Consider the following 21,723-nt stretch of genomic DNA (forward strand, 5'->3'; position numbering starts at 1 on the left):
TAGCGATTGATTCTAAGATTATCAGGCATTTTCTGGCGAATTTATTTTCGTATGATGCTATCTGGATTCAATCTGATTCCGGATGATTTGTTAATGTGGCCCGTTTGTTAACATTTGGTAGTTAAATACAAATAATTCAAATAAATATGCAGGGAAAAAGGCCTTTAAAATTCGCGGTTTTTACTATATTTGTCTACAATTTTAATTTCTTCACAAAAACTATTTAAGTATTACGTATGAAAAAACATCTGAAGCAATTCCTGGCTTTTGCAGTCATGGCTTTATGCTGTACTGTAACAGCGGTAGCTCAGGCTACGTTGAAAGGTAAAATTGTAGATGCTGAGACGAATGATGCGTTGATCGGCGCAACGGTTTCAGTGAAAGGATCTACTCTGGGTGCAGTGACTGACATGGATGGGCTCTTCTCTCTGAAGGTTAACTCTTCCAATCCTACTCTTGAGATCAAGTATCTTGGTTATAAGGACATCACAATGAGAGTTACCCAAAAAGGCAATGTGGATCTGGGTATCATCGGCATGCAGCCTGATGCGCATGTACTGAGCGATGTGGTGATCACTTCTTCTATTGCGGTAGCGCGCAAGACTCCGGTTGCGGTATCGACTGTAGCTCCTGAGTTCATTGAGGAGAAACTTGGAACACAGGAATTCCCGGAAATATTGAAGGCGACCCCAGGAGTTTACGCTACCAAACAAGGTGGTGGCTATGGCGACTCTAAAATCAATATGCGTGGATTTAAGTCGGAAAACATTGCTGTAATGGTAAACGGTATTCCTATGAATGATATGGAATGGGGAGGCCTTTATTGGAGCAACTGGGCCGGTTTGAGTGATGTGACACGGAGTATGCAGACACAGCGCGGTCTGGGTGCTTCCAAGGTTTCGGCTCCTTCCGTGGGTGGTTCTATCAACATCATCACCCGTTCCATTGACCAGAAGAAAGGTGGTTCCGTTTCGTATGCCATGGGTAATGACGGTTATAACAAAGTTACATTCCATGTTTCTACAGGGTTGTCTAAAACCGGCTGGGCGTTGACTTTGTTAGGCGGTAAGACTTGGGGGGATGGATATATCCAAGGTACCGATTTTGAAGGATATAATTATTTTGTGAATATCTCCAAGCGCATTAATGATGATCATCAATTGTCGTTTACGGCATTTGCGGCTCCACAATGGCACAACCAGCGTAACAATAACGACGGTTTGAGCATCAAAGGCTGGCAACAGGTAAAGAACTTTATGGGTGACAAGAGTCCGTACCGCTACAATCCTACTTATGGATTCGGCCTTAACGGAGAGCGTAAGACATCTTCTTATAATTCTTATCATAAACCGCAGATCTCATTGAACCATCAGTGGCAGATCAATGAGAAATCTTCGTTGAGTACCGTTGCTTACGTTTCCATCGGCCGTGGATATGGATATTCCGGACAGGGATATGGAAAGGATGAAAACGGGACCACTTATAGAAATATGTGGTATGGCTCTTATAAAGGGACATTGAATACTTACTTCCGTAATGCTGACGGAACGTTTGCATACGATCAGATTTATGATTTGAACGGAGGCAGTGAAAACGGATCTTTGATGGCGATGTCAAAGAGTATCAATGAGCATAACTGGTATGGATTGCTTTCTACTTATACTACCAAATTCGGCAAGTACATTGATTTCTATGGAGGTATAGATTATCGTTATTATAAAGGGACACATACAAATGAACTGGTCGATCTGTACGGTGGTGAGTTCTTCCTGGATGAATCACGTGCAAAGGTGAACGCTTCGGTCAATGCTGCCGCTGCTAATCCTGGATATGCGACTCAGAAACTGGGAGTCGGCGATGTGGTATATCGTGATTATGACGGTTATGCCATGTCGGAAGGTGTGTTTGCCCAGGCTGAATTCAATAAGGATAATATCAGTGCCTTCCTTGCCGGTTCATTGTCTAATACCGGTTATTGGCGCTATGACCGTTTCTATTATGATGAGGCCCATGCAAAGTCGGAGACCGTCAACTTCCTGGGATATACCATAAAGGGTGGTGCAAACTATAACATCAACAAGTATCATAATGTTTTTGCTAATATAGGTTATATCAGCCGTGCTCCTTTCTTCTCTGGAGGTGCTTTCTTGCAGAGTACTACAAGTAATGCCACAAACCCGGATGCGGTGAATGAAAAGATATTCTCTTTTGAATTAGGATATGGTTTCCGTTCCCAGTACTTTACTGCTAACCTGAACCTGTATCATACCCAATGGTTTGACAAGACTAATGCAGCTTCGGTAGGTATAGAAAATGAAGAAGGAATCCAGATAGACCGTGCCACGATCAATATGACCGGTGTGGATGCGACTCATCAGGGTATTGAGCTTGATTTTGTTGCCAAACCGTTCAGATGGTTGGATATTACAGGTATGTTTTCTATCGGTAATTGGCGTTGGAGCAGCACTCCTAAAGGATATTTTTATAATTCATTAGGACAGCCTTTGGCTTACAAGAACGGCGAGTTTGTTGAAGCGTCAGGCATTATGGCGGAAGATCATGCCTGGTCAGAGCTGGATTTGGATGGTGTGAAGGTCGGAGGGTCGGCTCAGACCACAGCGGCTTTGGGGGCTAACGTGAAGTTGTCGAAAGATTTGAAGGTAGGTATGGATTGTACATTCTTCGGCCGTAATTATGCAGACTGGAGTATTAATTCCAGTGATCTGACCTATAATGTAAACAAGACCCTAGTTTATGAAACTCCATGGCGTATGCCTTCGGCTTATGTCTTCGATTTGAATGCAAGCTATCGTTTCAATATAGGAAAGCTGAATGCTATTTTGTCGGGTAATATCAATAACTTGTTCAACCAGGAATATATTACTGATGCTACAGATGGGTCTAATCATGATTGGGAAAGTGCTTATGGCATCTTCTACGGATTTGGCCGTACTTACAACATTAGACTGAAAGTGAATTTTTAATCCAAATAAATAGAATTCGGATATGAAAAAGAATCGGATATTATTGCTTGCTGCCTTGTCTATAGGATTTACGGCATGTGATTATAATGAAAAATATTTTGAAGGCTTTGATGAACCTAAAGCGGAAAGTGCCAGCAAGTATACGGTAGAGTATACGGAAAAGACTTTTAAGGAAGGGGAGAGTGCCAAAGATGAGATTATCCCTTGGCTTAATAAAAAATATTTTACGTGTGCAGAGGGATCCATGGCTTCGGTTTCCTATCAGCAGGAGAAGACTGAAATTCAGGAAGTCGTAGCGCTGGATGTAGACCTGGAAAGGAACGTCATTACTAAAGACCCTACGGATATTTACGGATGGCTGAATTATGCCACCCAGGGTGAAGTGCTTTGGTATGATGGCTCTTACAGCTCCAATACCTATACGGAAGTCAGCGCTTATGGTGCTGAAGGTGAGGTGGAGGCTTGGTTCATATCTCCTAAGGTGAAGATAGAGGAAGGTGATGTATTGAGTTTTGATGCGGCTTTCCGTTATTATGCAGGTGACGCTTTGACCGTTTACATTTCGGATGATTTTCAAGGGAACCAAGGAAGCATAACCAATAAGAATACTCACTGGGATGATGTGACCGTTAATTTTGATATTGCAGGAAACGAATCTCAGAACCTTGTTTCTGTAGGTGAAATGCCACTTGACGTATATGCCGGAAAGAGTGTGTATATCGCTTTTGTATATAGAGGTTCTGCTTCGGGAGTGACAACAACCGTACAGCTTGATAATATTTTGATTAAGGGACAACGTTCTTCGAATATTATGAAGACTGAAGTGGACGAATATGACTTCAAGGGCGGAGAATGGGTGTTCAAGCGTACTGTACCTTCCGACCTGCTGTATGTGACTGTCACTATGCAGGAAGCTGACTTCCAGCTGATTGTAGACTATGTGACTGAAAACTTCGATCCAGGATATTTGGATACTCAGAAAGTGGGTAAAGGTGAGTATTATTATGGTGCAAGTTCTGCTTATAGCAACTGGAATGCTAAGGGATATACGCGTCAGAAATACTATGATGTAGATGGTTCTTTAGCCGGAATGTCGGAAGATGAAGCAGATGCCTATTGTATGGAACGTGTAAAGGAAGGTCTGGTGAAATTTGTTGAATTGAAATATCCGGGACCGGTAGAACAGGACGGACAATATGTGAACTATAAAGTCATTTCACCGATTTACGCCAGCAACGGAACATTCAAGTATCAGGCAACCATCATGTGGGATGAGGAACAAGGCAAGTACCTCCTGGAAGCTTTGGATGTGATTGACTAAAAAATAGATTATTAATAGTGACGAGGAGGATAAATTCAAAAAAGTCCTCCTCGTTTTTATATAAGGGCTTATGGTAAGAAAAACGATGTGGCTATGTCTGTGCTTTCTGCTGTTTGTGGTTTCAGGCTATGCCCAAAACAAGAAGACCGTTCTTTATGGCGTGGCTTTCTACAACTTGGAGAATCTTTTTGATACTTCTCATGATGAGGGTAAGAATGACTATGAATACTTGCCTGATGGGAAAAACCAGTGGACGGAGGAAAAGTATCAGTCGAAGCTGAAGAATATGTCAACGGTATTGAGTCTGCTGGCTACCGATAAGGTGAGTGAAGGTCCTGCCATCATCGGTATGTCGGAAGTTGAGAACCGGGATGTGCTGGAAGATTTGTTGGAGCAGCCGGCTTTGTCGGGGAGAGGATATCGGATTATCCATTATGAAGGGGAGGACCAACGAGGGATTGATTGTGCCTTCTTTTATAATCCGGAGATGTTCGAACTCAGGAACAGCAAATTGGTACCTTATGTGTATTTGAATGATACGGTTCATAAAACCAGAGGTTTCCTGATAGCCGACGGTATGCTGGATGGTGAGCATTTCGCCTTTATTGTGAATCATTGGCCTTCACGTGGGGCCGAATCGTCTGCGCGTGAAAGAGCCGGAGTCCAGGTCCGTGCCTTGAAAGATTCCTTGCAGCGGCTGGATCCGGATGTGAGGATTGTCATTATGGGCGATATGAATGATGATCCGATGGATAAGAGTATGGCTGAGGCTCTGGGAGCCAAGAGAGAAATGAAAGAAGTCGGCAAATCGGATTTGTATAATCCATGGTGGAATACCTTGGCTGGAGGTGAAGGAACTTTGAAATATCGTGGGAAATGGAATCTTTTTGATCAGATTGTATTTACCGGAAACCTCCTGAAAGGGAAGAAAAAGAACTTCCGTTTCAAGGAGCACGAGATATTCAGACGCGATTTCCTGATTCAGCAGGATGGAAAATACGAAGGATATCCGCTTCGTACACAAGCGGGAGGAAGATGGATGAACGGTTATAGTGATCATCTGCCGACTATTGTTTATTTTGTCAAGCGGAAATGATTTCAATTGTATTATGTTTGAAAATCCCGGAAGTTTATCAAAGCTGCCGGGATTTTTCTTATATTGTCGGATATTTGACTTTAACCATGTAAAATAGACAAATTATGCTTAAAATCCATCATTTTACATTTGCTTTATGTTTGGGGGCAGTTTCCTTATCGGCTCAGACCAATAAGGATGCACGGGAAACGGCGGTCAAGATTGCCGACCGTATCATTGCTTCGACAACTTATGATTTCAAGGATGTAAAGACTGGTAAGGTTTATGCTTCGTTGAAGGGTGTACCGTTGAATCCGGACATCCGTGTGAGCAGCAAATACCTGAACTGGCACTACACCAATGGCGTTACCAACCTGGCTTTGATGGAGTTGGGTGACAAACTTCAGGACAGCCGGTATGAAAATTTTGTTCTGAAGAATATGGAATTTATTTTCAACGGCGAAAACCAGGATTATTTCCGGCGCCTGTATGACCAGACGTTCAAAGAGAAAGGATGGAGAGGTATAACGCGATTGAACTGGCACATGATTTACAGGAACAAACGTCTGGACGATAACGGACCGATGGGAGCCAGTCTGGTCGTGTTGGAAAAGCGTCATCCTAACCAAGCTTTCCGGAAATATATTGAAACGACCGATCGTCATTTGAAGGTTTCCGAACCACGTCTGGCCGACGGTACAATAGCCCGTATCTGGCCTCATGAAAATACGGTGTGGGCGGATGATGCATTCATGGCCATTTCATTCCTGGCCCGTATGGGGGAGGCGACAGGTGATACTTCCTATTTTACCGATGCGGCCAACCAGATCTTGAACTATACCCGCTATCTGTGGTGTGCCGGGAAAGGTTTGTATTACCATTGTTATCATACCGATACGAAAGAGCATGGTGTGGCACATTGGTCGAGGGCCAATGGCTGGATATTTATGGCTACGGCCGATCTGCTGGCCCGTATGCCCGATAATCATCCCATGCGTGCCGATGTAATCCGGAATTTCCGGATGCAGGCGAGTGGTGTGGTTCGTTACCAGGGGAAGAACGGCTTGTGGCACCAGTTATTGGACAAGGAAGATTCTTATGAAGAGATTACCGGTACGGCCATGTTTGTCTTTGGCATAGCGAAGGGAGTCAAGGAAAAATGGCTGGATCCTGATTATATTTATGTTGCCTGGCAAGGATTGAAAGGTATGATGACGATGATCAGTAAGGAAGGGGATGTATCTGGTATTTGTGTCGGCACAGGCATCATGCCTTCACTGACATTCTATTATAACCGTCCTACCCAAGAGAATGATCCGATGGGAGAGGGACCTGTCTTACGCGCTTTGGTCGAAATGATTGATGCGCCTGCCTATAAGGAAATCAATGCCAATGACCAGTATGACAAGATAAAGTGATTGGGGCCATAAAAAATAAAGGTGTGCAGGCCATCTTGGCATACACACCTTTATATTAATTCCTTTAGGAAGAAAAGAATCAAGCTTCAGCCGGAGCTTCTGTTGCTTCTTCTGCAGCCGGTGCTTCTTCAGCGTTAGCGGCAGCTTCTGCCTCTGCTTTTGCAGCAGCTTCAGCAGCTTTCTTTTCAGCTACTTTCTTGGCAATTTCTTCGTTGATTTTCTTTTCTGCTTCCAGACGTGCCTTAACGTCAGCTTTCTTAGCTTCTTCTTCTTTTGTTCTCAAGGCTGCCAGACCAGCTTCCTTGTTTTCTTTCCAAGCGTTGAAGCGAGCTTCTGCAGTTGCTTCATCGAAAGCACCTTTAGCAACACCGCCCATCAAGTGTTTCTTCATGTAAACACCTTCGCGAGACAAAATGTTACGGACTGTGTCTGTAGGCTGCGCACCGCACATTACCCAGTATAGTGCACGTTCGAAATTCAAATCTACTGTGGCAGGATTGGTATTCGGGTTATAAGTACCAATTTTTTCAGTAAATCTACCATCACGTGGTGCTCTTGCATCTGCAATAACAATTGAATAGAACGCATAGCTCTTGCGTCCGTTTCTCTGCAATCTGATTTTAGTTGCCATTTTTAAACGTTAAATTTTTAATGTTAATGATTTGAATTGTGCCAATATCTCGTATTAGCGGGTGCAAAGGTAAAACTTTTCTTTTGAATGACAAAAAGTTATACGTTGTTATTTCATTATTTATTGATTTCACGCAACCATTTTTCCAATTCACCTGTCCATTGGCGTTTGTAAAGGAATGAGTCGCGGAACCCCCATCCGTGTCCGCCTATCGGGTAGGTGTGGAGAGCTGCCGGTACGTTGTTTCTGACCAATGCCGTGTAGTAGTTGATGCTGTTGGCTACAGGTACGGCACGGTCATCGCTGCTGTGCATGATGAATGCCTGTGGAGTCTGTGCGGTAACCTGCTTTTCGTTTGAATATTTGTCTTCAAGTTCTTTACCGGCGTCTTTGCCCAGCAGGTTGTCATGAGAACCTTTATGGGTATAAGTCAGATCCATGGTGATTACCGGATAGAAAAGGATCTGGAAATCGGGACGTGTTTCCGGGTCGGTAAAATGAGTGGCTACGGTACTTGCCAGATGGCCTCCGGCCGAGGCTCCCATAATACCTAGTTTCTGTATGTTCCATTCGCCGGCATGTTGGCGCATGATACGCATTGCTTGTTGTGCATCGCTCAGCGGTACTTCGTTGTGTCCGTTGGGCATGCGGTAGATCAGGACTGCGTAAGTGATTCCCTGGGCATTGAACCAGGCTGCCATGTCGTGTCCTTCATGGCTGGTTGCCAGATGGCTGTATCCGCCGCCCGGGCACATGATGACAGCCAGGCCGTTTCCGTCTTTCGCCGGATAAACGGTCAATGTAGGTCCCGCTACGTAGAGTATACCTTTTTCTTCCTGTTTTGTCATTCCGTTACTGATGGGAGCTCCATCCGGCCATAATTTGATTTCAACCGGTTTTTGTGCAGCAAGCATGCTTGAGATAAATAGGAAACTTAAAAATAATAGTTTTTTCATGGTTTTGTATCGGTTAAAGATTTTCACGTTATTTTGTTATTTGTTTTTCTTGATGTTCATGCTGGCCTTGATGAGATAGATAATCAGGCAGATATAGGCAATGAGCGAAACGACCTGACTCATAGGGTTATCCAGCCATTCCGCATTGATGAAATCGATTTCGCAATAGCGCAGTATGGAACTTACAACTCCCATCAAGGCGCCGCCGGCAATGAAACCGGATGCAAGCAGGGTTCCTTTCTCACCGCGTTCAGCATTGACGGATGCGTCTTTGCTGCGGCTGGTTACATACCAGTTGATTGCTCCGCCGACCAGCAGAGGCAGGTTCAGTTCCAGTTGGATGAACATTCCTAAGGCAAAAGCCAGTGCCGGGACTTTGCAGAAGGTAAGGATTAGCGCGAGTAAGGCACCTATTCCATACAGCAGCCACGGTGCTCCTACACCGTTCATCAGCGGATCGATAACAGCTGCCATAGCATTGGCCTGTGGGGCTGCCAGTTGTCCGCTCGTAAATCCGTATGAATCGTTCAGCACCATAATTACACCTCCCACTGTCGCTGCAGAAACGAGTGTTCCAAGGAATTTCCAGCTTTCCTGTTTTTTGGGAGTGCTTCCCAGCCAGTAACCTATTTTCAGGTCGGTGATGAAACCGCCAGCCATGGAGAGTGCGGTACATACTACGCCACCCATAACCAAGGCGGCAACCATACCGGTTGCTCCTTTTAATCCTACGGCTACCATGATAACAGAGGCCAGAATCAAGGTCATCAGAGTCATACCTGATACCGGATTGGTACCTACTATGGCAATGGCATTGGCTGCAACGGTTGTAAACAGGAAGGAGATGACAGCTACCAGCAGGATTGCGACAATAGTATGGAGCAGATTTCCTTGCATTACATCAAAGTAGAAGAAAAGTACAATCAGCAGCAGTGTAAAGATGGAGCCGAATGCTATGATTTTCATCGGCAGGTCTTTCTGGGTGCGTTCGGCTGTTTCGGCGGTTTTCTTGCCTCCTATTTCCTTGCCGGCCAGGCTGACGGCACTTTTTATGATTCCCCAGGAGCGGACGATACCGATAATACCTGCCATGGCTATACCGCCGATACCGATGCTTTTGGCGTATTCCTTGAAGATCATTTCGGGTGACATTTGACCTACTGCTATGTTGATTTCCGGATTCCATGCATTCAAGGTTTCACCGCCCCAAATCAGGGATATTCCCGGTACGATAATGAGCCATACCGTTAATGATCCGGCACAGATGATGGCTGCGTATTTCAGTCCGACAATGTAACCAAGTCCCAATACAGCGGCTCCTGTATTGATCTTGAAAACGAGCTTTGCCTTTTCCGCCAAGGTCTCTCCCCATCCGCATACACGGCTGGTAAAGTTTTCGTTCCACCAGCCCAACGTTCCTACAATGAAGTCATACAGGCCGCCGATCAGTCCGGCCATCAACAGAGGCTTGGCCTGGTCGCCCCCTTTTTCTCCGGAAACCAGGACCTGGGTGCTGGCTGTCGCTTCAGGAAAAGGATACTCCCCGTGTTTGTCTTTTACGAAATATTTACGGAAGGGGATCAGGAAGAGGATACCCAGTACACCACCCAGAAGAGAGCTGATGAACATCTGCATGAAGTTGACTGTCATTTCCGGATATTTTTCCTGGAGGATATAGAGTGCGGGAAGGGTAAAGATCGCTCCTGCAACAATGACTCCCGAGCAGGCTCCGATAGACTGTATAATGACATTCTCACCCAGTGCCCCTTTACGTTTGGTAGCACTGGATACGCCTACGGCAATGATGGCAATCGGGATGGCAGCTTCGAAAACCTGTCCTACTTTCAATCCCAGATAAGCGGCGGCGGCCGAAAAGATGACTGCCATGACGATTCCCCATGTAACAGACCATAAATTAACTTCCGGATAGGTCTTGTCGGGCGACATCAACGGCTCATACTTTTCTCCTGGTTTGAGCGGGCGGAACGCGTTTTCGGGCAGTCCCACCTGTTTTTCGTTTTCTTCTTTCATGTTTTCACGTATTAAATTAGTTCTTCAAATATCTTTTCATGCCTTCCGTAAAGTAGATGTCTGTGGTACCGTCTTCTTTGGTATAGATGAAATAGGCATCCAGTTCCGGATGTGCGTTGCAGATAGTCTTGGCCGAATCCAGTCCTAATACCATGAAGGAGGTGGCGTAGGCATCGGCTGTGGCGCAGTCTTTGGCTACTACGGTCGATGACAAGATGTTATGCTGTATAGGGTAGCCGGTCCGGGGATCTATCGTGTGGGCATATTTTTTCCCGTCCTTGTAGTAGAAGTTCCGGTAATTGCCCGATGTAGCCAGGCCGACATCCGTTATTTCGAGTACAGTCTGGAGTTCCTGATTGACCGACAATGAATCGTCGATAGGCTTGTTTATGCCGATGCGCCAGGTTTCCATTTTCGGATTCTTACCTTTCATTACCAGTTCACCGCCGATGTCGATCATATAGTTTTTCACGCCTTTGCTGTCGAGCAGACGGGCTACACAATCCACCCCATATCCTTTGGCTATGGCACTGCAGTCGAGTATGACACGTGGATCTTTCTTTACGATTTTTCCGTTTACCAGGTCTATTTTATCTATCCCTACAAATTCCTGCAGACTGTCTATTACGGCATCCGTTACATTGGTAGCATTCTTGAATCCGAATCCCCATGCGTTGACCAGCGGAGCTACTGTTATATCGAAAGCTCCATGGGTCTCTTTTGAGATTTTTTTGGAAAGTTGGAATACTTGGGTAAACAGACTGTCTACCTCCATGTTTTCGTTGTTGTTGACATGGGTAATGACCGATTGTTTGTTGAATGGAGAGAGGGAATTGTCTACTTTCTGCAATGCGGCTTCTATTTCCGGTTTCAAGTTCTCTTTCGACTGGTATGTAATTTTATAGATTGTTCCGAATACCATTCCTTCATTGGTCTGGTAAGGTGCCTGCTTCCTGAGGATCAGCACTGTTCCTACAATCAATATGACGAGAAACGGAAGTTGCCATTTGAGATTCTTATTAGTCATAAGGTATATTGTTTATTGTTCAGAAAAGATGTTCCATTAGAATTTTAATACCGATACCGATCAATACCAGACCTCCGAATGCTTCCATACGGATCTTGAAACGTTTACCGCAGAACACTCCGATCAGGTTTCCGGCAACAGACAGGATAAAACTTACGAAACCGATGATGAGCAGGGGAGCTGTAAGCTGTTGTATGGCTTTGAATCCGGTAAAGGCGAAGGAAATGCCTACGGCCAGCGCATCGATACTTGTTGCGATAGCCAAGGTGAGTATTACTTTTATTTTGGTCGGGTCGAAGTTACGTTCTTCTTCGTTCTTGAAGTTCTCACGTATCATCCTGATTCCCAGGAAAGCCAGCAGTCCGAATGCAATCCAGTGATCGTAAGATTCAATGAGGTGGCTGAACTTGCTGGCTCCGAGCCATCCGAAAAACGGCATCAGAGCCTGGAACAGTCCGAAGAAAAACCCCATGGTCAGTAAGGTCGACCTGCTGATACGTTTAAGAATGATTCCGCTTGTTACGGAAACAGTGAAACAATCGATGGCCAGGCTGACGGCCAGAAGCCAGATTTCCAGGGTACTCATTTTTAAAACGGTAGATTATAAATCAGGTTATAGTTCAGGTTGAAACTGCTTTCGCCATATTTGCCGAAGCCGGGCACATACCAGGGTTCGGCATTCTCGTTACAGCCTATACTCATTTTTTTCTTGTAGCGTACACTCCATCCCATACAGAAATTCTTGTAGATCTTGACTTTGATGCCTACTACCAGTTCGGCCCAATGGGCGGTACTGGATATTCCGGTATAATTGAACGGTACGGTTATATTGCCGTAGTTCGGGTCCGTCATGTCGGGACCGCTTACATCGTAGGTATAGGAACTCATGCCATAGCGCAGTCCTACATACAGATATCCGGGAAGGTATGTCTTGAGATAGAATACATTGTAATCCATTCCTATGCGGAAATAGGGAGCTGCCGTCTTGTAGTGCATATCGTTTGCGGTGTTGGTTACATCTGTCTTGCCGTATCCTATTTCAAGTGTAGGCAGAAAGCGGTTCTTGAAATTGCTCTGCAGGAGGATTTCACTGCTGAGGACGTCTCCACCCAGAAGATTCCCTATGGCGCCGGCAACTTCCACACCAATGGAACTACCTTGGTACAGAGGAGATTTCAGGTATTCCGCCTTCAGCGTTTCCTTATCCTTTTTCTGTCCGTACATGGTGGTTGGGAAGAGTAGCATACTACTCGACAACACTAGAAACAGTAAAATATATCTTGAAGTTTTCTTTTTCATTGTTGTCTATATTCGGATTGGTTATGACCATAGAATCCAGCTGGTGATGGGTAAAAGATGCTTCCGTAACAGTATAGAACATCATGGTACCACAATCCAGATTGGTGAAATAAGGTATGTTCTTATGTTTGATACGGATGGTGTCACTTCCGGCATATGCGCGCTGTCGGGTGTGGTAGCTGATGATGAATCGGGTTTCATCGGCATAACTGAGTGGAAGCTGCAGGCTCTGCACTCCCGTTTCGCGGTTGATGATAGTGTCCGAAAGCAAAGAATCCTGAACCGTTTGTCCGGACGGGTTTTCCACATCGGCATAGGCCTGGCCGACAACCGTCACTGTATCGGTTATCTGGATTCCTCTTCCATTCTGGTCTACGAACGTGAAATGTGCGTATGAAATGGTATTGGGCGGACAGTTTTCCACTTCACATGCCGGGATAAGCAGGCATACCGAAAGGATGATACTTAGAATGAGCGGCAGTCTTTTCATGCTTACAGTTCTTTTTCTATTTGATACTTGTTGCGTTCCTGAGAATTACGGGCTATCAGTTCACCGAGAAATCCCGCAAGGAAAAGCTGGGTACCTATAATCATGGTAGTCAGAGCCAGATAGAAATAGGGGCTGTCGGTTACCAGTCGGTACGGGTTGCCGGCATACATGTCGTAAAGTTTGTTGACTCCTACTACGCATACGGCTATGAAGCCGAGAATAAACATGATGGATCCCAGGAATCCGAAGATATGCATCGGCTTGACTCCGAATTTGGAAAGGAACCATAACGAAAGCAGGTCGAGGTATCCGTTCACGAATCGGTTCAGACCGAATTTTGTCTTTCCGTATTTGCGTGCCTGGTGATGTACTACTTTTTCGCCTATCTTGCTGAAACCTGCGTTTTTGGCCAGGTACGGAATATACCGGTGCATTTCGCCGTATACCTCAATGTTCTTTACAACCTCGCGGCGGTAGGCCTTCAGTCCGCAGTTGAAATCATGCAGGTTATGGATTCCGGAAACGGCCCGTGCGGTAGCGTTGAACAGTTTGGTAGGAATGGTTTTCGACAGAGGGTCATAGCGTTTCTGCTTCCATCCCGAAACCAGGTCATATCCGTCTTGGGTAATCATGCGGTACAGTTCAGGTATTTCATCGGGGCTGTCCTGCAGGTCGGCGTCCATGGTGATGACAACGTCTCCCTCTGCACGTTCGAATCCGCAGTAAAGCGCCGGTGATTTGCCGTAGTTGCGACGGAACTTGATTCCTTTCACTTCCTTGTGCGTACGGCTCAGCTCTTCAATTACTTTCCAAGAGCCGTCGGTACTTCCGTCGTTTACGAAAATCACTTCGTAGCTGAAGTGGTTGGCGTTCATGACCCGTTCAATCCATGCATAGAGTTCGGGAAGAGATTCTTCCTCATTATATAGAGGTACTACTACTGATATATCCATAATTGTTCTGTTTTTGTTATGATTTTCTGACCAGCCATCCGGTTATTACGGAAAAGATGAATCCATAGAAGATATTCTGTGAAAAGAGTTGGAACGTTATATCCAAGGGCGACAAGGCGGAAATCATATCAATGGTTTCCATCAGTTGGTTTACGGAATCGAGCATGTTTCCGGTAACCTGTTGTTTGACCAGGTTCAGTTGTTCGGTATACATGTTGAGAAAATATCCCTGATCGATATAGCGGAAATAGACATAATGCGCTACAGCCGCCAGCATACTGGCATAGAGATACATGAAGAATGAAAAGGAAAATCCGTTCAGGTATGTCATCTTTTCAAAATGCCGGTTCCGGTAGCCGCGTACGTACAGATATCCCAGTATCGGGACGGCTACGGTAAGGAGTATGAAAAGCAACTGGAGCAGGGGGATGGTGAATCCGAGCGGAAGGAAGGTGAATTTGACGATCCAATAGATTCCCATCAGGGTACCTCCCTTCATTGCACTCTGGCTGATTGTCTTAGGTCTGTCGGTTGTCATTCTTTATTATTTATATAGATATAGTTCCAGCACACAAAAGTACGTTTTTTGTGCATATCAGCGGTAATAAAAGGTGGAAAAAACGTACTTTTTGAAAAAAATCAGCATTTTTTTGCGGATAAGTATTGCAGAACCCGAAAATATGTCTACCTTTGCACCCGCAATCGAGAAATGACGATAACGGATTTTCCCGAAAGCGGACATAACATGGGTAAGTCCCATACGGCCAGCTCCCTTCGAATCCTCCAGGGCTTGATCGCAGCAAAGGTAGTTGGTTGTAGCGGCGCGATATGGTAAGCTTACCCACCTGCCTCTTTAGCTCAGTTGGCCAGAGCACGTGATTTGTAATCTCGGGGTCGTTGGTTCGAATCCGACAAGAGGCTCAAAAAAAGAACATATTCATTGCCTCTTTAGCTCAGTTGGCCAGAGCACGTGATTTGTAATCTCGGGGTCGTTGGTTCGAATCCGACAAGAGGCTCGAAGGAAGTTGGAAAAGGTTTTCCAACTTTTTTTGTGTCCCTACGTATGAAAAAAGTCCAGACCGGATCCCCGCAAAGAATCCGGCCTGGACTTTTTTATGTCATGGCATTATTGAAATACCACTCTGTATGTCTTTACAAGACCGTTGTAGTCACACTTTACGATAGCAAGGTTTTCACCTGCTTTTGCCTGTGTAACGGTTATCTTCACATCCTTGTTGTCTGCGTTGGCCGAAACGACAGGAACTTTACCTCCGTCAGGCAGTTTACAGGTAGCTTCATAGATGTCGTAACCGGTAATGCCGTTGGTGTTGGTAGAGCGGACAGGAGTTTCCGGAATACTTATTTCTTTTCCGTCTACGGTTATGCTTACCTTGGGTACTACTGGAGCGGCTATCAGTTTCTTTGCCGAGCTGAAGCCTAAGCCTGCCAGGTCAAAGAGTTCTCCTTCCGGACCTTCAGCAACCAGGTAGATGGCATGCTTCTTGTCCAGTCCGTCAACATATTTCGCTACATTGACCGTATATTTCTGTACTTCCTGCTTTGAATTGGCCGGCACGTTGATTTCGCCTATCTTTCTCCCTTTCCATGCATCGTTTGCCCAGGGGCCGTCCAGCCATACGTTGATCTTGAATGCCTTGTCCGATTTCGGAGTAAGGAACAGGTTGAAGGTCGTTTCGTTTCCTTTCCGGCTTCCTTCGAAAGCTTTCAGGCCCAATGTATCCTTTGCCAAGCCTCCGAATCCGAAATACTTGTATCCGATGATGTTTCCGTTCTTTATGCGGGTGATGGGAGCGTGGTTGTTCCAGATATCCCATGCGTCCTGCTGGACAGATACGTCAGAGAGGTAGCAGGCAAATCCAGCAGAGTAATATTGGTAAGGATCAAGTCCGTAGACATGGAAACCTTCGGAAGTCACCTCGGCGCCTTTGTATTCTTTTCCGTTGTTGCCTTTGGCCGTCCATATCTGGTCGGTGGCATAAGGATCGTAGGCTCTGATCCGGACTGCTCCTCCTTCTGTTACTGGTTTCTCGTCGTATTCTACGTGAATAGGAGCTACCATTGACTGTCGGGCAAATCCGAAGCCTCTAGGCGGACGGTGATAGAATACATACCATAATCCGTTTATCTGTTCGATACTTCCATGGGTGTTGTGTCCGGCGTTGCTGGTCTGCAATGCACTTCCGTCCTGGTTCAGGACCGGGGCACGTGAATCTACCAGAACTCCGCCACTTTTCCATGGACCTAGCGGTGTGTCGGCATAGGCATAGCGCAATGTAGAGTTACTGTTGCCCAGTCCGTATTCCGGACCGGAATATCCGCTGTAGATGGTGACATATTTGTTTCCTACCCGGCGGATGGATGAGGCTTCAAAGAAATTGAAGGCCTTGAGATCCTCTCCCGGGTAGATACATGGATAAGTTGTGCCTTGCGGGCCTCGTATCCTGCCGTCGGGGGTTCCTGCCGGCATGAAATAAGGGATAACTTCTGTACCAGGGCGTACCGAGTACATGGTGTTCTGGTCGAGTTGGGCTGCCGACGAGTGCTGGAAGCCCCAGTATCCGTATGCTCTGAATCCGATGGAGTAGTCGGGGTCTTTGGAATCGGTAATCTGTTCTACGTAAATGGAAGGGTCGAATCCCAGGATACTTCCCGGTACCGTCTTCTGTCCGTCTTCCGTCAGGTTTACCGGAGTGAAGGGGCCGTCCGGACGACTGCCTTTGGTAACCATCGCTTCACGGTTGGCTCCCCGGCTGTGCGGATACAGGTAATATTCTTTCGTGCCGTCTTTCTTTCTTACTTCTACAAGGTCGGGGGCATACATGGTGTCCCATTGGCCGCCTGTCTTATATGTAAAGATTGGTCCTTCGTCGCGCCAGCTCGACAAATCGTCGACGGGTGCCGACCACATGCGGATATCTACGCCGCAATACCGGTCAAGGTGTACGTCGTGTGAACCGATGATGTAGATCCGGTATTTGCCCGGCTGGTCGGGGTCTTCAAACACACGGGGCTCGCCGTCGGGTACGTGTTCCCATAGAGGTAAATACGGGTTGCCTGCTCCTTTATAGACATATTTGGCTGGAGCGGAACCATTGTCTGCCTTCATTTCCTGGCCAGGAAACGCAAGCATGGCTGTACATAATGCCAGCATCAGTTGGATCTTTCTTGAAACCATATGCATTTGTTTTGATAAATAATTGTTTTTCATAGTTCTGGATGGATTGTATGATTTCGGTCGGTCCGGGTTCATCAACATTTCCATCTATTGCAAATATAGTTTATCTACAGGTAAATGATTATACGGTTATGTTTCCTATATACTAGTCAAATGTTACATAGGTACGGGGTAATGTCTTATATATTTTCCGTAATGTTTCTTCAGGTGAAGTCTAAAGATGCGGAGGCATGATTTTTTTGTGTATTTCTCTTTAAGTTTCTGTATGTTATTCTTCTGTACTTCTAGTCTTTTGCCTATTTTTGTGTATAAATCTATAATCATATAAAATTAAGAAAAAGGAATGGGAGGTTTTTTCGGTACAGTCTCAATGGCTGAATGCGTAACCGATTTATTTTACGGTACGGATTACAATTCACATCTGGGGACAAAACGCGCCGGTATGGCGACTTATCAGGAGGGAGAAGGTTTTGTCCGTTCTATCCATAGTCTGGAAAGTTCTTATTTCCGTACGAAATTCGAAGCGGAACTTTCCAAGTTCAAAGGGAAGGCGGGGATAGGTGTTATCAGTGACACCGATCCGCAACCTATCATGATCAATTCGCACCTCGGTAAGTTTGCGATAGTGACGGTAGCGAAAATCAATAATATGCCTGAGCTTGAGAAGGATCTGCTTGATGCCAACATGCATTTTGCCGAAATGAGTCTGGGTAAGACAAACCAGACGGAACTGGTGGCCTTGCTGATTGTGCAGGGAAAGAATTTTGTAGATGGTATAGAGAATGTGTACCGGAAAATCAAAGGCTCTTGTTCGATGCTGATCCTGACAGAAGACGGCATTATCGTTGCCCGAGACAAATGGGGGCGTACTCCTATCGTGATAGCTAAGAAGAACGGTGCCTATGCGGCTACCAGTGAATCGAGTAGTCTGCCGAACCTGGATTTTGAGATAGACCGCTATGTGGGTCCGGGTGAGATAATCCGTATGCGTGCCGATGGATTGGAACAGCTCCGTAAGCCGAATGAGGAGATGCAGATCTGTTCATTCCTGTGGGTATATTATGGTTTCCCGGTATCCTGTTATGAAGGACGTAATGTAGAAGAAGTCCGTTTCATGAGCGGATACAAGATGGGAAAGACCGATGATTCGGAAGTCGATTGCGCCTGTGGTATCCCGGATTCGGGAGTAGGGATGGCTTTGGGATATGCCGAAGGCAAAGGTGTCCCTTATCACCGTGCCATTGCGAAATATACTCCTACCTGGCCGCGTAGCTTTACGCCCAGCAACCAGGCGATGCGTTCGCTAGTGGCCAAGATGAAGCTGATTCCGAACCGGGCTATGTTACAGGGCAAGCGTATCCTGTTCTGTGATGATTCCATCGTGCGCGGTACGCAGCTCCGTGACAATGTGAATGTGCTCTATGATTACGGGGCAAAGGAAGTTCACATGCGTATTGCCTGTCCTCCGTTGATCTACGGTTGTCCGTTTATCGGGTTCACTTCCTCGAAGAGTGATATGGAGCTGATCACCCGCCGTATCATCAAGGAGATAGAAGGCGATGAAAACGCCAAGCTTGACAAGTATGCCACTACCGATTCTCCCGAATACAAGGAGCTTGTAGAACGGATCCGTGCCCGTTTCGGACTGACTACTTTAAGGTTCAATACGTTGGAAACCTTGATTGAGGCTATCGGATTGCCCAAGTGCAAGGTGTGCACACACTGTTTTGACGGTTCCAGTCATTTCTGATGTGGTAAGGCTTATTTCAGAATTAGGCAATCAGAAAATAAAATTTTTTCTTTCCTTTTTGAGGGGGATCTTGTCGGCTGGAGGGATTAGGGGTGTTCAAACTCACGTAATTCTGCCATGCCTTCTTCAATTTCCTTTACCGAACGTTTGTCTATATAGATATAGGCAAGATAGGTGGTTATGGATGCAACCAAAAGCATCATTCCGTCGAAAATTATCATCAGTATATTACGGTAATGATGGTGGATAAGGAATACGGCACCGAACATTCCAAGGGCCAGGAATGGGGTGCACCAGAGCTCCACTCTTAACTGGCGTTTGTAACGGAGGACCCATCGGCGTATTTCAATCAGCGTGCAGGAAGTGATATCCAGTTTATATAAGAAACGGATGCTCCATAGTGCATACAGTATGGTGACCGGTAGTAGCGTATAGGCCAGCCAGTATATTCCCGGGCGGATGGTTACCTGCATGGCTGCCAATGGAATAGCCAGTAATACCACTCCTATTATCAGGATAGCTGCAACGTTTGCTCTTACCATACGGTCACGGGCGTTCAGTATCCGTTTTTCTATCAGTTTTTTTACTGTTTTCTGATTTAAAATCTCATTTTTTTTCAGTTGCTCGTTCAGCAGCTCCCATGTCTTTTTTAGTTCTTCCAGTTCCATATTGGTTTGTTTATTGGTTTGACATATTCTTCAGTTTTTCTTTGATACGGTTCAACCGTACACCAACATTCGTTTTAGTCAGTCCTATGATCTGTGCTATTTCTTCATAGCTTCTTTCTTCCAGCCAGAGCAGGATCAGTGCCCGTTCCAGAGGTCCTAACGTATGGATCAGCCGGTAAAGTTCTGTCAGTTGTGCTTTCCGGTTCCCATCATTTTCGTCGGATATTTCCATATTGACCGGAAGTGTTATAGCCTGTACTTCTCTCCTGGATTTGCGCCGGAACGAAATGCAGGTATTTAGACTGATACGGTAGATCCATGTGGCGGATGAGCTGTCTCTCCGGAAACTGGGAAAAGCCTTCCAAAGGTTCAATACCGTTTCTTGGTAAAGGTCGTCCAGTTGGACGGTATCGGTCGTATACATGTAACAGACCTTATAGATTATCCGTTTATGCGTTTCGAGCAAGGCGAGAAAATCTTTTTCATTTTGTGAAGTTGTTTTCATGAAGAATTAAAAATGTATGTTTATCCTGTTAGTCGCCAGGAGCGGGAAATACTTACATGGCAGTAACATAAAAAAAACGCGTTCCGGCTTTGGGAAGGCTGGAACGCGTAATATATTATATGTATAAAGTTTTTTCTTGTGAAGATCAGAAAGCTTCTGTCATATTGAAGTAGAACAGGTTTCCACCGTTGATGAAGTTCCGGCCGAAATCCAGGCGGACGTTCATCCGCGGCTGTACTTCGATACGGAGTCCGAGCCCGGCATTCGGAAGCACTCCTTCTATTTTTAAGGGGTTAGGTCCCATCAGACCTACACCGCCCCAGGCTACGAATCCCAGGTGATGAAGTACTTTCTTGAGCCAATTGCTACGGTCGGTATTGAACATCTGGCGGTATTCAAGCAAAGCCAGATGTCCGCTTTTGTCCCGATATTGCCCCATGTAATACCCCCTCAGGTCGAATGGGGTTCCGCTTAGGACATATTTGTTCAGAGGAATGTCATTACCGAATACATGTTTGCTCTGCACGGTCCATGCCAGTACCTTCCGCTGTCCTACACTCTTGTATTGGCGGTAATCCAGTTCCAGACGGAAGAAATTGTTGTCACCTCCCAGCCATTTCTGATACATGAGTCCTCGGAAATCGAGGTACATTCCTTTATACGGGTTGGCCGGAATGTCGCGTGTGTCATAAGTGAGTAGGAAACCGATACCCGAACTGAATGCCTTGTATCCGTTTTCGTCGCCTCCGGACGCTATATAGTCGGACTGTTCTGTCAGTCCTTTGGCCGGTTTCGAGATCTTGTCGTAGTTCAAGTCGATCTGAGGTCCGAAAAAGAAATTGCTTTCTCCCATACGGAACAGGAACCATGGGTTTATTTGTATCCCGCTATACCGGTACTGGCTGGTTGTATCGCTACGTACATAATCTTTGTTCGTATCATATCCTATGCCATAGAAGTTTTCCTGTGTGTTCTTGTAGCTGAACTGTCCGAAGATACGAAACCTGTCGTTCTTGAAGAATAGCTGGGGCTTGACCATGATGTTCAGTCCGCCTTTGAACATGAAAGCCATGGCTACAGGCAGTACGGAGCGTCTCATGGTTGTATCTTTCGGGTCCATACGGAAGGTCATCAAGGCGCTTCCTCCTACCAGAAGTCCGAAATCCGGACTGAAACTAGGACCTCCCAATATGTTATAGTGCAGGTTCCGTTTGGCTACTTTCTGCTGGTGAAGTTCCTTTTTTGTGAGTTGCCTTTGGGGAACAGTTGTCGTATCGGATGGGGTCTCATTCACTTGGGAAAAACCGGTTATGGTAATAAGGGAGATGAGGCACAGTAAAATCGCTTTTCTCATAGATATCTGTTACGTAATGTTTTAAGGAAATTTTCCTTATTGGTGCAAAAGTACGAAAGATTTCT

Annotated in this window: 18 protein-coding genes and 2 tRNA genes; 7 read left to right on the top strand and 13 right to left on the bottom strand. The window is 45.7% G+C overall.

Translation table 11 applies throughout. From position 1 onward, the window contains the following. The first annotated feature begins 236 nt into the window (after nucleotides 1–236). From BQ7489_RS06840 to BQ7489_RS06855, 4 genes are all read left to right on the top strand, one after another. A complete protein-coding gene (locus tag BQ7489_RS06840) occupies nucleotides 237–2,984 on the top strand; it encodes a TonB-dependent receptor (RefSeq protein ID WP_072530408.1) in 2,748 nt (915 codons plus the stop codon). A 22-nt stretch (nucleotides 2,985–3,006) separates the two neighbouring features. Continuing rightward, nucleotides 3,007–4,305, top strand: coding sequence for a choice-of-anchor J domain-containing protein (locus BQ7489_RS06845; protein WP_072530409.1), 1,299 nt, complete (start codon nucleotides 3,007–3,009; stop codon nucleotides 4,303–4,305). 70 nt (nucleotides 4,306–4,375) lie between these two features. After that, nucleotides 4,376–5,401 carry an endonuclease/exonuclease/phosphatase family protein gene (locus tag BQ7489_RS06850; RefSeq protein ID WP_072530410.1) on the top strand — a complete coding sequence of 342 codons (1,026 nt, stop codon included), beginning with the start codon at nucleotides 4,376–4,378 and terminating at the stop codon, nucleotides 5,399–5,401. A 104-nt stretch (nucleotides 5,402–5,505) separates the two neighbouring features. Beyond that, the gene (locus BQ7489_RS06855; RefSeq protein ID WP_072530411.1) at nucleotides 5,506–6,798 is read left to right on the top strand and encodes a glycoside hydrolase family 88/105 protein; all 1,293 of its coding nucleotides are present in this window, start codon (nucleotides 5,506–5,508) and stop codon (nucleotides 6,796–6,798) included. A gap of 79 nt (nucleotides 6,799–6,877) precedes the next feature. On the opposite strand, the gene BQ7489_RS06860 is transcribed toward BQ7489_RS06855, so the two are convergent. The 9 genes from BQ7489_RS06860 to BQ7489_RS06900 all read right to left on the bottom strand — a co-directional run bounded on the left by BQ7489_RS06860 (nucleotide 6,878) and on the right by BQ7489_RS06900 (nucleotide 14,723). Further along, a complete protein-coding gene (locus tag BQ7489_RS06860; RefSeq protein WP_072530412.1) occupies nucleotides 6,878–7,429 on the bottom strand; it encodes a 30S ribosomal protein S16 in 552 nt (183 codons plus the stop codon). 116 nt (nucleotides 7,430–7,545) lie between these two features. Continuing rightward, nucleotides 7,546–8,385: an alpha/beta hydrolase gene (locus tag BQ7489_RS06865; RefSeq protein ID WP_072530413.1), complete on the bottom strand. Its 840-nt coding sequence runs from the start codon at nucleotides 8,383–8,385 to the stop codon at nucleotides 7,546–7,548. A 36-nt stretch (nucleotides 8,386–8,421) separates the two neighbouring features. Next, on the bottom strand, nucleotides 8,422–10,416 hold the full coding sequence (locus tag BQ7489_RS06870) for an OPT family oligopeptide transporter (RefSeq protein WP_072530414.1): 1,995 nt from the start codon (nucleotides 10,414–10,416) through the stop codon (nucleotides 8,422–8,424). Between the two features lie 16 nt (nucleotides 10,417–10,432). Next, the gene (locus BQ7489_RS06875; RefSeq protein WP_072530415.1) at nucleotides 10,433–11,443 is read right to left on the bottom strand and encodes an FAD:protein FMN transferase; all 1,011 of its coding nucleotides are present in this window, start codon (nucleotides 11,441–11,443) and stop codon (nucleotides 10,433–10,435) included. Between the two features lie 19 nt (nucleotides 11,444–11,462). Beyond that, the gene (locus BQ7489_RS06880) at nucleotides 11,463–12,029 is read right to left on the bottom strand and encodes a manganese efflux pump MntP (RefSeq protein WP_072530416.1); all 567 of its coding nucleotides are present in this window, start codon (nucleotides 12,027–12,029) and stop codon (nucleotides 11,463–11,465) included. 2 nt (nucleotides 12,030–12,031) lie between these two features. After that, entirely contained in the window at nucleotides 12,032–12,742 is a 711-nt protein-coding gene (locus tag BQ7489_RS06885; protein ID WP_072530417.1) for a DUF6048 family protein, read from the bottom strand. Then, a complete protein-coding gene (locus tag BQ7489_RS06890) occupies nucleotides 12,690–13,232 on the bottom strand; it encodes a DUF6452 family protein (protein ID WP_072530418.1) in 543 nt (180 codons plus the stop codon). Before BQ7489_RS06890 ends, BQ7489_RS06885 begins: the two co-directional genes overlap by 53 nt. A gap of 2 nt (nucleotides 13,233–13,234) precedes the next feature. Next, on the bottom strand, nucleotides 13,235–14,185 hold the full coding sequence (locus BQ7489_RS06895) for a glycosyltransferase family 2 protein (RefSeq protein WP_072530419.1): 951 nt from the start codon (nucleotides 14,183–14,185) through the stop codon (nucleotides 13,235–13,237). A gap of 16 nt (nucleotides 14,186–14,201) precedes the next feature. Continuing rightward, complete coding sequence (locus BQ7489_RS06900; RefSeq protein WP_072530420.1) at nucleotides 14,202–14,723, bottom strand: DUF4199 domain-containing protein; 522 nt, start codon at nucleotides 14,721–14,723, stop codon at nucleotides 14,202–14,204. Between the two features lie 309 nt (nucleotides 14,724–15,032). Between BQ7489_RS06900 and BQ7489_RS06910 the strand changes: the two genes are divergently transcribed. Then, nucleotides 15,033–15,106: transfer RNA gene (locus BQ7489_RS06910), tRNA-Thr, on the top strand. Between the two features lie 21 nt (nucleotides 15,107–15,127). Continuing rightward, nucleotides 15,128–15,201: transfer RNA gene (locus BQ7489_RS06915), tRNA-Thr, on the top strand. Nucleotides 15,202–15,311: 110 nt separating this feature from the next. Here the strand turns inward: BQ7489_RS06915 and BQ7489_RS06920 are convergent. Continuing rightward, on the bottom strand, nucleotides 15,312–17,312 hold the full coding sequence (locus BQ7489_RS06920) for a hypothetical protein (RefSeq protein ID WP_394334076.1): 2,001 nt from the start codon (nucleotides 17,310–17,312) through the stop codon (nucleotides 15,312–15,314). 412 nt (nucleotides 17,313–17,724) lie between these two features. Between BQ7489_RS06920 and BQ7489_RS06925 the strand changes: the two genes are divergently transcribed. After that, entirely contained in the window at nucleotides 17,725–19,131 is a 1,407-nt protein-coding gene (locus BQ7489_RS06925; protein WP_072530421.1) for an amidophosphoribosyltransferase, read from the top strand. 86 nt (nucleotides 19,132–19,217) lie between these two features. Here the strand turns inward: BQ7489_RS06925 and BQ7489_RS06930 are convergent, their stop codons facing one another. The 3 genes from BQ7489_RS06930 to BQ7489_RS06940 all read right to left on the bottom strand — a co-directional run bounded on the left by BQ7489_RS06930 (nucleotide 19,218) and on the right by BQ7489_RS06940 (nucleotide 21,658). Next, nucleotides 19,218–19,799 carry a hypothetical protein gene (locus tag BQ7489_RS06930; RefSeq protein WP_072530422.1) on the bottom strand — a complete coding sequence of 194 codons (582 nt, stop codon included), beginning with the start codon at nucleotides 19,797–19,799 and terminating at the stop codon, nucleotides 19,218–19,220. Nucleotides 19,800–19,809: 10 nt separating this feature from the next. After that, nucleotides 19,810–20,304 carry an RNA polymerase sigma factor gene (locus BQ7489_RS06935; RefSeq protein ID WP_072530423.1) on the bottom strand — a complete coding sequence of 165 codons (495 nt, stop codon included), beginning with the start codon at nucleotides 20,302–20,304 and terminating at the stop codon, nucleotides 19,810–19,812. A 145-nt stretch (nucleotides 20,305–20,449) separates the two neighbouring features. Continuing rightward, on the bottom strand, nucleotides 20,450–21,658 hold the full coding sequence (locus BQ7489_RS06940; RefSeq protein WP_072530424.1) for a BamA/TamA family outer membrane protein: 1,209 nt from the start codon (nucleotides 21,656–21,658) through the stop codon (nucleotides 20,450–20,452). Between the last annotated feature and the right edge of the window lie 65 nt (nucleotides 21,659–21,723).

This window comes from Bacteroides ilei, from assembly GCF_900128495.1.
In the GTDB taxonomy this organism is placed as follows: Bacteria; Bacteroidota; Bacteroidia; order Bacteroidales; family Bacteroidaceae; genus Phocaeicola; species Phocaeicola ilei.

What these genes read in the sequence shown, in the direction of transcription:
- BQ7489_RS06840 (WP_072530408.1), top strand. Translation starts at nt 237, where the DNA reads ATGAAAAAACATCTGAAGCAATTCCTGGCTTTTGCAGTCATGGCTTTA.
- BQ7489_RS06845 (WP_072530409.1), top strand. Translation starts at nt 3,007, where the DNA reads ATGAAAAAGAATCGGATATTATTGCTTGCTGCCTTGTCTATAGGATTT.
- BQ7489_RS06850 (WP_072530410.1), top strand. Translation starts at nt 4,376, where the DNA reads ATGGTAAGAAAAACGATGTGGCTATGTCTGTGCTTTCTGCTGTTTGTG.
- BQ7489_RS06855 (WP_072530411.1), top strand. Translation starts at nt 5,506, where the DNA reads ATGCTTAAAATCCATCATTTTACATTTGCTTTATGTTTGGGGGCAGTT.
- BQ7489_RS06860 (WP_072530412.1), bottom strand. Translation starts at nt 7,429, where the DNA reads ATGGCAACTAAAATCAGATTGCAGAGAAACGGACGCAAGAGCTATGCG.
- BQ7489_RS06865 (WP_072530413.1), bottom strand. Translation starts at nt 8,385, where the DNA reads ATGAAAAAACTATTATTTTTAAGTTTCCTATTTATCTCAAGCATGCTT.
- BQ7489_RS06870 (WP_072530414.1), bottom strand. Translation starts at nt 10,416, where the DNA reads ATGAAAGAAGAAAACGAAAAACAGGTGGGACTGCCCGAAAACGCGTTC.
- BQ7489_RS06875 (WP_072530415.1), bottom strand. Translation starts at nt 11,443, where the DNA reads ATGACTAATAAGAATCTCAAATGGCAACTTCCGTTTCTCGTCATATTG.
- BQ7489_RS06880 (WP_072530416.1), bottom strand. Translation starts at nt 12,029, where the DNA reads ATGAGTACCCTGGAAATCTGGCTTCTGGCCGTCAGCCTGGCCATCGAT.
- BQ7489_RS06885 (WP_072530417.1), bottom strand. Translation starts at nt 12,742, where the DNA reads ATGAAAAAGAAAACTTCAAGATATATTTTACTGTTTCTAGTGTTGTCG.
- BQ7489_RS06890 (WP_072530418.1), bottom strand. Translation starts at nt 13,232, where the DNA reads ATGAAAAGACTGCCGCTCATTCTAAGTATCATCCTTTCGGTATGCCTG.
- BQ7489_RS06895 (WP_072530419.1), bottom strand. Translation starts at nt 14,185, where the DNA reads ATGGATATATCAGTAGTAGTACCTCTATATAATGAGGAAGAATCTCTT.
- BQ7489_RS06900 (WP_072530420.1), bottom strand. Translation starts at nt 14,723, where the DNA reads ATGACAACCGACAGACCTAAGACAATCAGCCAGAGTGCAATGAAGGGA.
- BQ7489_RS06920 (WP_394334076.1), bottom strand. Translation starts at nt 17,312, where the DNA reads ATGAAGGCAGACAATGGTTCCGCTCCAGCCAAATATGTCTATAAAGGA.
- BQ7489_RS06925 (WP_072530421.1), top strand. Translation starts at nt 17,725, where the DNA reads ATGGGAGGTTTTTTCGGTACAGTCTCAATGGCTGAATGCGTAACCGAT.
- BQ7489_RS06930 (WP_072530422.1), bottom strand. Translation starts at nt 19,799, where the DNA reads ATGGAACTGGAAGAACTAAAAAAGACATGGGAGCTGCTGAACGAGCAA.
- BQ7489_RS06935 (WP_072530423.1), bottom strand. Translation starts at nt 20,304, where the DNA reads ATGAAAACAACTTCACAAAATGAAAAAGATTTTCTCGCCTTGCTCGAA.
- BQ7489_RS06940 (WP_072530424.1), bottom strand. Translation starts at nt 21,658, where the DNA reads ATGAGAAAAGCGATTTTACTGTGCCTCATCTCCCTTATTACCATAACC.